We start from the raw sequence: 12,404 nt of genomic DNA, 5'->3' as shown, positions 1-12,404 counted from the left end.
GGGTCCACTGCGGTCGGCGGTCAGAGGTTGCCGTTTACCTGGAGTCATCCCTGGTCGAGCGACGGTTCGCGTACCCAGCTGCCGTCGGCCTTGATCTGCCCGTAGCCATGCCATCCGCTACCGGCGCCTGCTGGAGTCCTACTGGACGTTCCATGCAGGTGTGGGCGTGCCGTCAGCGTCGATTCCGAACGGCCAAAGCTCCCTGATTCGGCGTTCGGCAGAGTCCCTGTCAAAGTCGCCGAGGTTGGCAGCGTGAACGTACAGTCGCTCGGCGTCTTTCGTGTTTCCTGCGCTTTCCCGCATCAGTCCCAGGCTGGACAGGGCTCGGGCCGGGCCGTTGTCGGTGGTGGCTGACACGATCGTGGACATGACGGACGCGATCGACGACTGGCGGTCTTTCCTGGTGCGTTGGAGCCAGGAGTGGGCGGATGCGCAGGATGCGGACGTGCCGGCGGGCGAGCGGCCGGTGCGGGACGGGGAGCCTCCGCGCACGCGCCGGCTGGGATTCGCGCCCGCACCCGAGGAACGGATCCTTGCCCTGGAGGAGACGCTCGGGCACCGGCTGCCGCCTTCGTACCGGACATTTCTGGCGGTGAGCGACGGCTGGCGGCACGCGGGCGGCTTCGTCTGGCTGCTCGCCGGCACCGACCAGGTCCGTTGGCACGAGGACGCGGCGGGCCTGTCCGAGTACTTCCCCGGGGAGCTGGACGACGACCCCACGCCGGAGGAAGCGCTGTTGGCCGGGATGTGGGGTCGGGCGCTGCAACTGGACGTGGAGTCGGACGCGGTCTACGTCCTGCTGGATCCGGGGGACGTGGACGACGCCGGTGAGTGGGCCGTGTACTCCTGGGCGCCGTGGCGTGCGAGCCCTCCCGAAAGGTACGCGTCGTTCGGTGCGTTCATGGAGGCGATGTACCGGGAGTGGCACAGCCTGCAGGTGAACCGTTCGGAGCGTGCGGGTGCGGTGTTCGTCAATGCGACGACGCGAGCGTTGGACGCGTCCGTCGAGGCCGCTCGGCTCGACGCGCTGGGTGGGCGCCATGAGCGGGCCTCGGCGACCCTCGCGGAGGCGATCGCATTCGGCAGGCCCCGGGCGACGGGGCTCCGCGACCAGATCCGTCGGCTGCTCGGGGAGACCTACATGGTGTATTTCCAAGAGCTCATGACCGACCCGCGGTACGTACCGGAGATCCTGCCCGTACTGGCGGCCGAGCACGTGCGGCTCCACCGGGACGGCGGGTCGTTGCCCCGGTGGCTGCGGGGCGCTTCGGACGCGCTGGGCGGGGCCGCGGACGAGATCCTGCGACAGGTGGGGAAAGGCGCCTTCCGCTACACAGCCGAGGGCCCGTTCGGCAGTGCCGTGGAGGATGCGCGGGAGCAGGCACGCTGGGGCGACACGGACGTCGCCTGGCACACACTGCGTGCCGCCCTGCCCGAGTGGCGGCCGCTCGGTCCCGATCACCTCGCCCCGGTCGGTCTGTGCGCCGACCCGCTCCTGGGCCCCCTGATCACGCCGGAGCGCGGCCGGGAACTCCTTGCCACCCCCCGCGCCGGACAGCCGGGTGACGCGCCGGCGCCTGCGGGCGACCTGGACCCGCCGGGCCTGGGGTGGCTGTCGGAGAGTGATCGTGGCAACTTCCTGGTGTCGTACCGCTTCATCCTCGTGGAAGGGGTGGGACCGGACGAGCTGCCCGGCCGAATCGGCGCCGACGAAGGCGCCGACCTGGACGAACCGATGACGTTGTGGGACGCGCGGATGCGGTTTCACGGCAACCAGGACGTCTCGACGTGGGCGGACGAGGCATTGACGGCCGTCGGCCGGGCGGGATCCGGTTGGAGCTTCGCCTTCGAGCCGCGGCCGGGCGCGGGGTTCAACGAGCAGCGGTTCGTCTCCCCGGGCGTGGCCGCTTCGCGGGGTACCCGCGCGGTGACGGTGTGGAGCGAGCCTTTCGACGGGCACCGCCCCGGTGTCTTCCATCTGTCCGTCGCGGAGAACGGCGAGGAGAAGTACGGATTCACCGTCCGGCAGACGGCGGTCGGCAGATGGGGGCCTGTGCCGGGCGCGCTGGACCCGGACCGCCTCTTCTCGCAGGACGCACCGTACGAGGAGCGGTTGGGCGAGCACCGGGCCCTCCAGGCCCTCGCGGCCGAGTTCGGCGTCCGGCTGCCGCGGTTCGCCCTCACACGTGGACGTCTGCACACCCTCCGCACCCGGTCCTGGAGCCGACCCCCGGGCCCGGGCGAGGCATACGTGACGGTGCGCGTATCGCGGCAGCGGCCGTAGGGCCCGTGCGGTCGGGCGTCGGGGCCACCGAGGCCACAGACGACCGCCACGGGAAGGCCAGGCCAGATCCTCGGGCCAGTGACACGGAGCGCCAGGTCCCACGGCACCCGTGGGTGCTCGGCTGCGGTGTCCCGACGAGGCGGGTGCGACACGACGAACCGGCCCCGGCACGCCCTCCAGGGGCACGCCGGGGCCGGTTGCGGTTCGGGTCGCCTCCGCCCCTACGGGCGGGAGACGGCTTCGCCTGCGGGGATCAGCGGTGGCACTCCTTGTGGGCGGGGCGCCAGACGCGGGTCCACTGGCCGGGGTGCCAGCGGTGGTGCCGGTCCCGGAACCCCGGGTGCCACTGGCGTGCCCAGTGGCCTCCCACCTTCTGGCAGTGGTGCGACGCCGCAGGCCGACGGTGGTCCTGCGGGGCGGCGGATGCGGTGCCGACCGTGCCGACGACCGCGCCCGTGGCCAGGGCCACCGTTGCGGCGCCCAGGGCCACGGCCCTCTTCAATCCGTTGATCATGCTCAGGCCTTCCCGTGCGAACCGGGGCCGACGCCCCGGCACTGCCCGGACGTTCGGCCGGGCACGCACTGATCCTGGCCCTCCGGCACCGGCCAATCACCGCAGAACACTGCTTCTCATGAAATACAACTCAATTTCTCATCAAGCTCAAATAGTCATATGTACGGGTCGATTACGGTTCATACCGGGTGAACCGGGCATCCGGCGAGGTCGGGATCGGGCGCGTGCCCTCAGCCCAGGGCCACCATGAGCGGTGCGTGGCGGCGGTGCCCGTCGCCGGGCAGCTCGCGGTCGCCCAGCACCATCAGGGTGTTGGGGAAGAAGGGTGCCACGCCGTGCTCCGCGGCCCAGCCGTCGAGGGCTTCGGGGGTGCCGGTGCGCAGGTCGAGACGGACGGGGGTGTCCGCGTCCCGGGCGACCGCCGTGATCAGCCGCCGGGCCCCGGCCGCGTCCCCGGCGACGACGGGGCCCACGACCAGGGTGTCCGCGTTCAGCCAGGCGGAGGCGTAGCCGGTCAGGACGCCGTCCTCCTCGGTGACCACGACGCGCTCGGCGAACCGGGGCAGGTCACGCAGGAGCGGGGAGCGGTCCGCGCCGAACACCTCGGCGTCCAGGGCGAGCAGGGCCGGCAGGTCGGCCTCGGTGAAGGGCCGCGGCTCCGCGGCGCCGGGAACGGATGGCCCGGGGGTCCCGGGGGTCCCGGGGGTCCCGGCGGGCGCCGGCGGGGCGAAGCGGCCGCGGTGCGTGACGACGGTGCCGATCGCCCGGAAGCCGAGCTTCTCGTAGAGCGGGCGGCCGCGTTCGGTGGCGTGCAGGGTGACGGTGTCGTCCCCCGCCTCGGCCAGGACGTGCGTCATGATGCGCCGTCCGAGTCCCCGCCCCTCGTACCGGGCCGCGACCAGGACCATGCTGACCGCCGCCAGACCGCTTCCGTAGCGGGTGAGGACGGTGGTGGCGGCCAGGCCGTCACCGTCGGGTGCGTCCACGCCGTAGCCGGTGCCGTGGGTGAGCAGGAAGCGCCACTTGTGCTCCTCGGCTCCCCAGCCGCGGCTGACGGCCAGCGCGCTGCAGGCGGGGAGGTCGGCGGGGGTGAGACGGCGTACGGGGGCCGTGGGGGATGTCATGCGGGCAGCGTGCCGTGGCGGCGGCGGGCGGCGCCCATAGTTTTCCCCTATGGCCATCGGCCGGTGCCTGGCTATCCTCCCGGAGTGACGCTGACCTTGCCCGGCCTGCGGGCGTTCGTGGCCGTGGCGCGCACGGGCTCGTTCTCGGCGGCCGCGCGGCAGTTGGACGTACGGCAGCCGACGGTGAGCGAGTCGGTGCGCCGGCTGGAGGCCGCCGCGGGGCGGCCGTTGCTGGTGCGCAACCGCGAACGGGCCGAACTGACCGACCTGGGACGGCGGATCCTGGCCCACGCGGTGGCGGCGGTCGACGCCGCGGACGAGCTCGAGGGGCTGCTGGGCGGGGCGTCCCGGCCGTTCACCGTGGGCTTCCTGGGCGAGGCGGCGGCCGGCCGCACCAGGGAACTGCTGGATCTGATCCAGGCCCGCGTCCCGGGGGACGTGCGGCTGCGCCGCTACGACTTCGACGACCCCTCCTGCGGCCTGCTGGACGGGCACTCCGACCTGGCCATCGTGTGGCCCCCGTTGGACGCCCCGGGGCTGGGGACGGTGACCGTCTCCAGTGACCGGCGCTGCGTGGCGCTGCCCGCGACGGACCCGCTGGCCCGCCGGACCGAGGTCGCGCCCGCCGAACTGGGCGGCAGGACCTGGGTCGTGCCGCGGACCGGGGACGCGGCCTACGCGGGCTTCCGCCACCCGTCGGCCGTGGGCGTCGCGCACGTGGCCGGGACGGTGCCGTCGGGGTCGCTTGAGGAGACGCTCGAACTCGTGGCGGCGGGCCGGGGCTGCGCGCTGGCGAGCACGGCGACCGACGAGCACTACGCGCGGTCGAACGTGGTGATCGTGCCGCTGGCCGGGGACGTGCGCTGCACGGTGGCCCTGGCCTGGCGGGCCGCGGACCGCAGGCCCGCGGTCCGCGGGGCGGCGGAGGACGCCGCCCGGCTGTTCGGAGGGACGCTGCCGGGGACCGCCCGGGCGGCAAAGGACGAGGGAGGGACCGCGTGGGACGGCTGCACATCTTCGACATGGACGGGACGCTGATGCACGGCTCCTCGGCGAGCATGGAGCTCGCCCGGGAACTGGGGCTGACGGCGGAGTTCCGCGAGCTGGAGCACGCGCTCGGGCGGGGCGTGCTGGACTCGCCGGGTTACGCGGAGCGGGCGTACGAGCTGTGGCGGGCGCTCACCCCGGCGCAGGTGGCGGCGGCGTTCGAGGGCGCGCCCTGGCTGACCGGGATACGGGAGGTGTGGGCGGACATCGCGGCCCGTGGGGAGCACTGCGCGGTGGTGTCGCTCTCCCCGGACTTCTTCGTGCGCCGGCTGCTGGAGTGGGGGGCGCACGCGGTCCGGGCGTCGGTCTTCCCGGAGATCCCGTTCGGCCCGGCGGCGGGGCTGGACGTGGCGGGGATCCTGCTGCCCGAGACGAAGGTGACGGCCGCGGACGAGCTGTGCGCCCGCTACGGGGTCAGCCGCCGGGAGTGCGTCGCGTACGGGGACTCGCTGTCGGACACGGCGCTCTTCGCGGCGGTGCCGGTCTCGGTCGCGGTCAACGGGGACCACCACGTGAGCGGGCTGGCGAGCCATGCGTACACCGGGCGCGATTTGCGTGAAGCGTATGCGCTGGTCATGGGCTGAATACGTGACGATTGAACGGTGATGATCGCCACGGGAATTGAGTGGCGGTTGTGAAAGCAGTGACTCGGGGTAGGGTCGACAAGGTTCCGCGACAGCGGGGCTTCACATTCGGCCGAGCTTAACGGGATCGGTATCGACGTTTCCCGTACTTCCGGCTATTTGTCCGCGCGGCGTGAAGTCCTGGCAGGCTTTCCGCGCAGGATGTGTGGCCGACGTACGGACACCGACCGGGAGAAGCTCGAGGCGAAGCTGACCATGGACGCTCTGACCACGAACGCGGCCGAACCGGGAAAGGGAGCCGGGGCCGGCTCCTCGGGATGGTTCACGCCGCACACACCCCCTGACGGGCCGAGACCCCATCACGAAGGCGACGGCGCGGCCGCGCCGAGCCGCCCGGTACGGCCGATAAGGCCGGTGGGCACGGGAGCCGTGCGGACCGCCGACCCCGGTCCCGCGCCGCCGGGGAACGGCCCCGCGCGGGACGCGGCGGGGCCGCGGCACCATCCGGAGCCGCCGGCCCAGCCGCCGCCCCTTGCGGAGGCCCGGCCGCGGTCACGCCCGGGCAGCGCGGACGCGCAGCTCATCCGGCGCACGATGGAGGAGGTCGCGCCCGTCGCCGACAAGACGACGTCATATTTCTATGCACTTTTGTTCATACGGCATCCGGAGTTGCGCGAACTCTTTCCCGCCGCGATGGACGCGCAGCGGGACCGATTGCTGAAAGCGCTCCTCACCGCCGCGGAACACATAGACGACACCGAGATACTCACCGAATACCTGTCCCACCTGGGCCGCGGCCACCGCAAATACGGCACGCGCCCCGAGCACTATCCGGCCGTGGGGGAATGCCTGATCGGGGCGCTGACCCGGTACGCCTCGGCCGTCTGGAACGACGAGGTCGAGGCCGCCTGGGTCCGTGCCTACACGGCGATCTCGCAGATCATGATCGACGCATCGGCGGCCGACGAGAAGCACGCGCCGCCCTGGTGGCAGGCCGAGGTCGTCAGCCACGAACCGCGCACCTCCGACATCGCGGTGGTCAGCGTCCGCCCCGACCAGCCGTACCCCTTCCTCGCGGGCCAGTACACGACGCTGGAGACGCCCTGGTGGCCGCGGGTCTGGCGGCACTACTCCTTCGCCAGCGCCCCCCGCTCGGACGGCCTGCTGGTCTTCCACGTCAAGGCCGTCCCGGCCGGCTGGGTCAGCGGGGCGCTGGTCCACCGCGCCCGGCCCGGCGACGTCCTGCGGCTGGGCCCGCCGGGCGGCTCCATGGTCGTGGACCACAGCACCGACAACGGGCTGCTCTGCCTGGGCGGCGGCACGGGCATCGCCCCCATCAAGGCCCTGGTCGAGGACGTCGCCGAGCACGGCCGCCGCCGGGCCATGGACGTCTTCTACGGCGCCCGCAGCGACCACGACCTGTACGACCTGGACACCCTGCTGCGGCTCGCGCGGCGCCACCCCTGGCTCTCCGTGCGCCCCGTGGTCTCCCACGGCCGCGGCGAAGGGGGTCTGCACGGCCCGCTCCCCGAGATCGTGCAGCAGTACGGCCCCTGGCCCGAGTACGACGCGTACCTGAGCGGGCCGCCCGGGATGATCCGCAGCGGCGTCGACACCCTGGTGCGCGGCGGCATGCCCTCCCAGCGCATCCGGCACGACCTGATCGAGGAACTGGTCGCGGCGGGCCCCTGAGTCCGACCCCCTCACATCCCCACCACCCCCCCCACGAGGAGAAACGTTGCCGCAGGAACGTCCCGGCAGTGCTGGCGAGCACCGTGTCCAGGAGGAGATGGGCACGGCCGACCGCGCGGACCGCTTCTACGCCGAGCAGGTGCTGGACCACCTGAACCCGCGGATGCGGGAGTTCACCGAGCGGCAGGAGATGTTCTTCCTGTCCACGGCGGACGCCCGGGGGGAGTGCGACAGCACCTTCAGGGCGGGCCCGCCCGGCTTCCTGACCGTCCTGGACGAGCGGACCCTGGTCTACCCCGAGTACCGGGGCAACGGCGTGATGGCCTCGGTCGGCAACATGCGCGAGAACCCGCACGTGGGCATCCTGATGGTCGACTTCGCCCGGGACCGGATCGGGCTGCACGTCAACGGCCGCGCGCGGGTGGTCCCGGACGGCACGATGCGGGCCCTGTACCCCTCGCTCCCGGTGGACGCGGTGCCCGGCCGCAGGCCGCAGCTGTGGGTGCGGGTGAGCGTGGTCGAGGCGTACGTCCACTGCTCGAAGCACATCCCGCGGATGGCGAAGGTGCCCCTTCAGGGCGGCCGGGCCTGGGGGACCGACGACGTGCGCCGCAAGGGCGGGGACTACTTCGGGGCGGCCGCCGACGCCGCGCACGCCCGCACGGGGCGGCCCGGCGGCGCGCCCCCGGGCTGGTTCGGCGGCTGAGGCGGCCGGGGCTCCCCGGGGCCCGGGCCCGGTCCCGCCGGGCCGACCGGGATCAGCCGAGGTCGGCGGAGAGCAGTCCCAGTACCCCTTCGATGTTGCCGTCGAGGTAGTGCCGCAGGGTCAGCGGCACGATCTCCACCGAGGCGAGCCCGACCCGGCTGAAGGGCACGCGGACCACGTCGTAGGTGCCCGAGGGCTCGTCCACCTCCGGGCCGTGCCGCCGCGAGGGGTCCATGGAGGCCAGCCGGCACACGAAGAAGTGCTGCACCTTCACGCCGTGCGAGCCGTCCTCGCCGATGTGCTCGACGGTGTCGACGAAGGCCGGGACGACATCGGTGACCTTGGCGCCCAGCTCCTCGTCCAGCTCTCTGTGGAGCGCCTCGACGATGGTGGCGTCCTCGGTCTCGACGCCGCCGCCGGGGGTGACCCAGTACGGGTTGAGCCCGGGCTTGGTGCGCTTGATGAGCACGAGGGAGTCGCCGTCGAGCAGGATGGCGCGGGCGGTGCGCTTGACCACCGGCCGGGTGGCCGGGGCGGTCGGTGCACCGGGTGCGGCAGGTGCTTCGCTGTCCGGGGGCATGCCTGAGATCTGCCGCGGCGCGGGAGACGGCAAACGCCCCCGGGACGGCGAATCGGAACGTGGCGTTCTCGCGGACGCCACCGGCCGTACGCCCGGCGCGCGGTCACCAGGTCGCGGAGGAGCGCATCAGCTGTTCGTGCACCCGCGCGATGTGCGGCAGCGCGAGCGTCCCGGCGCGCACCGACAGGAAGTACGTGCGCAGGGGCGGCACCGGCGGCTCCAGCAGCGCCCTGGCGGCGCCCGCGGTGATCGCCTCGCAGCACAGGTAGCGCGGCAGGACGGCCATGCCGACCCCGGCGACCACGCACTCCAGGACGGCCCTCAGGTCGGGCACGACCACGGCGGGGACGATCGCGGGGGTGGCGTCGAAGACCGCCGACCAGTAGTGGTCGATCAGCGGCATGCCCTCGTCGTAGGAGATCACGGGGATGCCGTCGAGGACCCGTGCCCCGTGGGTGCGCACCGCGAGCGGGCCGCCGATCCGTTCCTGCCAGGCGGGGGCGGCCACGAGCAGCTGCTCCTCGTCCCACAGAGCGGTGGCGGTCAGCAGCCGGTCGCGCGGCCGGACGGTGCCGATGGACAGGTCGTGGTGGCCCGCGGCGAGGCCGGCCAGCGCCTCGTCCTCGCCGGCCAGCGCGATCCGCAGCTGCAGTCCCTCGGCGACCAGCGGGGCGAGGGCGGGGAGGGCGCGCAGGGAGGTGAAGGCGGACGGCCCGGCGAGGTGCAGGGTGCGGTTGCCGGACTCCTGGTCGAGGTCCGCCTCGGTTATCTCCAGCAGGGCGTCGAGGTGCGGCGCCACCCGGTGGGCCAGGTCGTCGCCGACGGGGGTCGGGGCGACGCCGCGCGGCAGGCGCAGGAAGAGGGGGCGGCCGACCTGCCGCTCCAGGCTGCGGATCTGGCTGGTGACGGCCGGCTGCGACAGCCCCAGCAGCTGGGCGGCCCTGGTGAAGGAGCCGGCCCGGTGCACGGTGACGAACGTGCGCAGCAGAGCCAGATCCATGGAACCGCTCCCTCCCTGCCACCGGTACGACCGCAACATATAAATATATCGATAGGTCTGTATCGCAACTGTGATTGGACACTGACGCAGAGTCAACTAGCCTTGTTCGGGCGGATCTCCGCGCGTAAAGCCAGGGTGGTCCGAGCCACGAGGGGGGAGGCTCGGACCACCCATTCTGCGTAGGGCACTCTACGTAGATATATCTGTTCGAGGCGAACGAACGGCCTCAGCGCGCGGCGGCGTCCAGGGCCTGTGTCACGTCCCGCACGATGTCGGCCGCGTCCTCCACCCCGACCGAGAAGCGGATGAAGCCCTCGGGGACCGCGTCGCCGCCCCAGCGCGCCCTGCGCTCCGCGGTGCTGGTCACGCTCCCGAAGCTGGTGGCCTCGGTGGTCAGCAGCAGCTCGGACAGGAAGCGCTCGGCGTGCTCCTTGTCGGGCAGCGTGAAGGACACCACGCTGCCGAACCGGGTCATCTGCGCGGTGGCGACGGGGTGCGCCGGGTCGTCCGCCAGACCCGGGTGACGCACGTCGGTCACCTCGGGGCGCCGGAGCAGTGCGGCCGCCAGCTCCAGGGCGTTGGCGGCCTGCCGGTCCACCCGCAGGGAGAGCGTGGACAGCGAACGGTGCGCCAGCCAGGCCTCCATGGGGCCGGGGATCGCCCCGACGGTCTTGCGCCACAGCCGCACACCGGCGGCGAGTTCGGGCCGACGGGTTGTCACGTACCCCAGCAGCAGGTCGCCGTGGCCGGACAGCGCCTTGGTGCCGCTCGCCACCGAGAAGTCCGCGCCAAGCTCCAGCGGGCGCTGGCCGAGCGGGGTGGCGAGGGTGTTGTCGACCGCCACGAGCGCGCCCGCGGCGTGCGCGGCGTCGGCGAGCCGGCGGATGTCGCACACGTCCAGGCCGGGGTTGGACGGTGTCTCGATCCACAGCAGCCGGGCGCCCTCCAGTGCCTCCAGCTGGGCGTCACCCGCGGTGGGCGCCAGGCGCACCGAGACCCCGTAGTCCTCCAGGCGGCTCCGGAGGGAACGGGTGGCCTGGTAGCAGTCGGAGGGCAGCACCACGGTGTCGCCGGAACGCACCTGCGAGAACAGCACGGACGAGATGGCGCCCATGCCGGAGGAGAAGGCCAGCGTCTGCGCGGGGACGTCCGGGGACTCCAGGGCGGAGATCGCCTCCTCCAGCCGGGTCCAGGTCGGGTTCTCGTCGCGGCCGTAGGTGTACGGGCCGGTGACGTCGCCCGGCAGGTGGAAGTGCGCGGCGAACACCGGGCCGGGCAGCGCCGGCTCGTGGGCCCGGGCCGCCGGGCGGCCCGCGTGCACGCTGCGGGTGCTGTCCCCGGGCCTGCTCTCGTACTCCGTCATCGCCCTCTCCTCGCTCTCCCCGTCTTCGCGAACGTACAGGCGGAAGATACCGGTGTACGGGCCAACGAACACGGCCGTCCGCTAGGCGGACGCGAGGGCCGCACGGGCGGCACGACCTGCGGCGGCCCCGTAACCCGCGCCGAACAGGACGGCGTGCACCAGCAGCGGGTGCAACTGGTGCAGGGGCACGCGTTCCCGGCGGCCGGGCAGCGGCCGGACCTCCTCGTACGCGGCGAGCAACCGCTCCAGGTACGGACAGCCGAACAGCTCCAGCATCGCCAGGTCGGCCTCGGGGTGTCCGCCCTGCGCCGCCGGGTCGACGACGCGGGCGCGGCCGTCGGCGGCGAACAGGACGTTGCCGGACCACAGGTCGCCGTGGATCACCGCGGGCGGCTGGGCGGGGCCGCCGATCCGCGGCAGCAGCTCGCAGACCCGCTCGACCGCGCGGACGTCGGCCGCTGCCATGGCCCCGCCGTCGGCGGCCTGCCGCAGGAACGGCAGCAGCCGCCCGGCGGCGTGGAACGCGGGCCAGTCCCCGGGGGAGCCGCCGGAGCCGGGCGAGGGAAGGGGGAGCGAACCGATGAAGGCGGGCTGCGCCGTCCCGTACCCCGGGGCGGGGACCCGGTGGAGCGCGGCGAGTTCGCGGCCGAGGCGCTCGGCCGCGGCAGGGGTGGCCGGACCGGGCTCGACCCACTCCAGGACGAGCGTGCGGGCGTCCGCGGCCAGCACCTGCGGAACGGCGACCGTCCCGGTACCGCCCAGCAGCCGCAGGCCCGCGGCCTCGGCGGCGAAGAAGTCCGGCGGCGCGTCCGGGAGGGTCTTGGCGAAGACCGTGCCGCCCGAGCGGCGCAGCAGCCGCACGGCCCGGCAGATGGAGCCGCCGCCCACCGGGCCGGCCTCGGTCACCGGCTCGCCCAGCAGGGCGGCGACCCGGTCCGCGAGTCCGCCCGCAGCGGTCACGGCGCGGGCGCGGGCTCACTGCCGAGGGCGTCGCGCACGGCGTCCAGCAGGCCGTCGGCGGCGGCCTCGCACAGCTCCAGGCACTCCTCGAAGCCGCTCAGATCCCCGTAGTAGGGGTCGGGCACGTCCAGGCCGCGGCCGTCCGCTCCGGCGTCCGCGGCGGGGTCGTAGGAGCGCAGCAGCCGCACCTTGGCGGCGTCCTCCGGGGTGGGCGCCAGCCGGCGCAGGTCCCGCAGGTGTCCCGAGTCGAGGGCGATCACCAGGTCGAGCCCGGCGAACCACTCGGGCTGGAACTGGCGCGCGATGTGCTCGTACCCGTACCCGGCCGCGCGGAGCACGGCCACGGTGCGGTGGTCGGCGCCGTCGCCCTCGTGCCAGGAGCCGGTCCCCGCGCTGTCGGCGGCGACCAGGCCGCCGAGCCCGGCCTCCTCGGCACGGGCGCGGAAGACGGACTCGGCCATCGGCGAACGGCAGATGTTGCCGGTGCAGACGAAACACACCCGCAGCGGGGTGCGGGAGGACGGAGCGCTCATGGGCTCCATGATGCCGC

Annotated in this window: 12 protein-coding genes; 5 read left to right on the top strand and 7 right to left on the bottom strand. The window is 73.6% G+C overall.

Annotated elements, in window-relative coordinates; all coding sequences use genetic code 11:
- The first annotated feature begins 367 nt into the window (after positions 1–367).
- Positions 368–2,284 carry an SMI1/KNR4 family protein gene (locus ACFW3D_RS07380; RefSeq protein WP_500502435.1) on the top strand — a complete coding sequence of 639 codons (1,917 nt, stop codon included), beginning with the start codon at positions 368–370 and terminating at the stop codon, positions 2,282–2,284.
- Between the two features lie 253 nt (positions 2,285–2,537).
- On the opposite strand, the gene ACFW3D_RS07375 is transcribed toward ACFW3D_RS07380, so the two are convergent.
- A complete protein-coding gene (locus ACFW3D_RS07375; RefSeq protein WP_500502433.1) occupies positions 2,538–2,798 on the bottom strand; it encodes a hypothetical protein in 261 nt (86 codons plus the stop codon).
- 230 nt (positions 2,799–3,028) lie between these two features.
- A complete protein-coding gene (locus ACFW3D_RS07370) occupies positions 3,029–3,922 on the bottom strand; it encodes a GNAT family N-acetyltransferase (RefSeq protein WP_500502431.1) in 894 nt (297 codons plus the stop codon).
- 84 nt (positions 3,923–4,006) lie between these two features.
- Here ACFW3D_RS07370 and ACFW3D_RS07365 point away from each other — a divergent pair, with 84 nt between their 5' ends.
- The 4 genes from ACFW3D_RS07365 to ACFW3D_RS07350 all read left to right on the top strand — a co-directional run bounded on the left by ACFW3D_RS07365 (position 4,007) and on the right by ACFW3D_RS07350 (position 7,951).
- Positions 4,007–4,960 carry a LysR family transcriptional regulator gene (locus ACFW3D_RS07365; protein WP_500502429.1) on the top strand — a complete coding sequence of 318 codons (954 nt, stop codon included), beginning with the start codon at positions 4,007–4,009 and terminating at the stop codon, positions 4,958–4,960.
- Complete coding sequence (locus tag ACFW3D_RS07360) at positions 4,921–5,553, top strand: HAD family hydrolase (RefSeq protein WP_500502427.1); 633 nt, start codon at positions 4,921–4,923, stop codon at positions 5,551–5,553. Before ACFW3D_RS07365 ends, ACFW3D_RS07360 begins: the two co-directional genes overlap by 40 nt.
- 255 nt (positions 5,554–5,808) lie before the next feature.
- Positions 5,809–7,245 (top strand): globin domain-containing protein, encoded by a 1,437-nt coding sequence (locus tag ACFW3D_RS07355; protein ID WP_500502549.1) that lies wholly within the window; start codon positions 5,809–5,811, stop codon positions 7,243–7,245.
- Positions 7,246–7,291: 46 nt separating this feature from the next.
- On the top strand, positions 7,292–7,951 hold the full coding sequence (locus ACFW3D_RS07350; protein ID WP_500502425.1) for a pyridoxamine 5'-phosphate oxidase family protein: 660 nt from the start codon (positions 7,292–7,294) through the stop codon (positions 7,949–7,951).
- Positions 7,952–8,003: 52 nt separating this feature from the next.
- Here the strand turns inward: ACFW3D_RS07350 and ACFW3D_RS07345 are convergent, their stop codons facing one another.
- From ACFW3D_RS07345 to ACFW3D_RS07325, 5 genes are all read right to left on the bottom strand, one after another.
- Positions 8,004–8,531 carry an NUDIX domain-containing protein gene (locus ACFW3D_RS07345; RefSeq protein WP_500502423.1) on the bottom strand — a complete coding sequence of 176 codons (528 nt, stop codon included), beginning with the start codon at positions 8,529–8,531 and terminating at the stop codon, positions 8,004–8,006.
- Positions 8,532–8,634: 103 nt separating this feature from the next.
- On the bottom strand, positions 8,635–9,531 hold the full coding sequence (locus ACFW3D_RS07340; RefSeq protein ID WP_500502422.1) for a LysR family transcriptional regulator: 897 nt from the start codon (positions 9,529–9,531) through the stop codon (positions 8,635–8,637).
- 226 nt (positions 9,532–9,757) lie between these two features.
- Positions 9,758–10,894: a cystathionine gamma-lyase gene (locus ACFW3D_RS07335; protein ID WP_500502420.1), complete on the bottom strand. Its 1,137-nt coding sequence runs from the start codon at positions 10,892–10,894 to the stop codon at positions 9,758–9,760.
- An 81-nt stretch (positions 10,895–10,975) separates the two neighbouring features.
- Positions 10,976–11,854 (bottom strand): fructosamine kinase family protein, encoded by an 879-nt coding sequence (locus tag ACFW3D_RS07330; RefSeq protein WP_500502418.1) that lies wholly within the window; start codon positions 11,852–11,854, stop codon positions 10,976–10,978.
- Positions 11,851–12,387: a low molecular weight protein-tyrosine-phosphatase gene (locus ACFW3D_RS07325; RefSeq protein ID WP_500502416.1), complete on the bottom strand. Its 537-nt coding sequence runs from the start codon at positions 12,385–12,387 to the stop codon at positions 11,851–11,853. Before ACFW3D_RS07325 ends, ACFW3D_RS07330 begins: the two co-directional genes overlap by 4 nt.
- Positions 12,388–12,404 lie beyond the last annotated feature (17 nt).

Origin of the sequence: Streptomyces sp. NPDC058864 (assembly GCF_042742985.1) — a bacterium.
Classification (GTDB): Bacteria; Actinomycetota; Actinomycetes; order Streptomycetales; family Streptomycetaceae; genus Actinacidiphila.
The sequence above is the reverse complement of the archived record's forward strand: the minus strand, read 5'-3'. Positions and strand labels throughout refer to the sequence as shown.

Coding starts and splice junctions, on each gene's coding strand:
- ACFW3D_RS07345 (WP_500502423.1), bottom strand. CDS start 8,531: ATGCCCCCGGACAGCGAAGCACCTGCCGCACCCGGTGCACCGACCGCC.
- ACFW3D_RS07380 (WP_500502435.1), top strand. CDS start 368: ATGACGGACGCGATCGACGACTGGCGGTCTTTCCTGGTGCGTTGGAGC.
- ACFW3D_RS07335 (WP_500502420.1), bottom strand. CDS start 10,894: ATGACGGAGTACGAGAGCAGGCCCGGGGACAGCACCCGCAGCGTGCAC.
- ACFW3D_RS07325 (WP_500502416.1), bottom strand. CDS start 12,387: ATGAGCGCTCCGTCCTCCCGCACCCCGCTGCGGGTGTGTTTCGTCTGC.
- ACFW3D_RS07340 (WP_500502422.1), bottom strand. CDS start 9,531: ATGGATCTGGCTCTGCTGCGCACGTTCGTCACCGTGCACCGGGCCGGC.
- ACFW3D_RS07355 (WP_500502549.1), top strand. CDS start 5,809: ATGGACGCTCTGACCACGAACGCGGCCGAACCGGGAAAGGGAGCCGGG.
- ACFW3D_RS07375 (WP_500502433.1), bottom strand. CDS start 2,798: ATGATCAACGGATTGAAGAGGGCCGTGGCCCTGGGCGCCGCAACGGTG.
- ACFW3D_RS07370 (WP_500502431.1), bottom strand. CDS start 3,922: ATGACATCCCCCACGGCCCCCGTACGCCGTCTCACCCCCGCCGACCTC.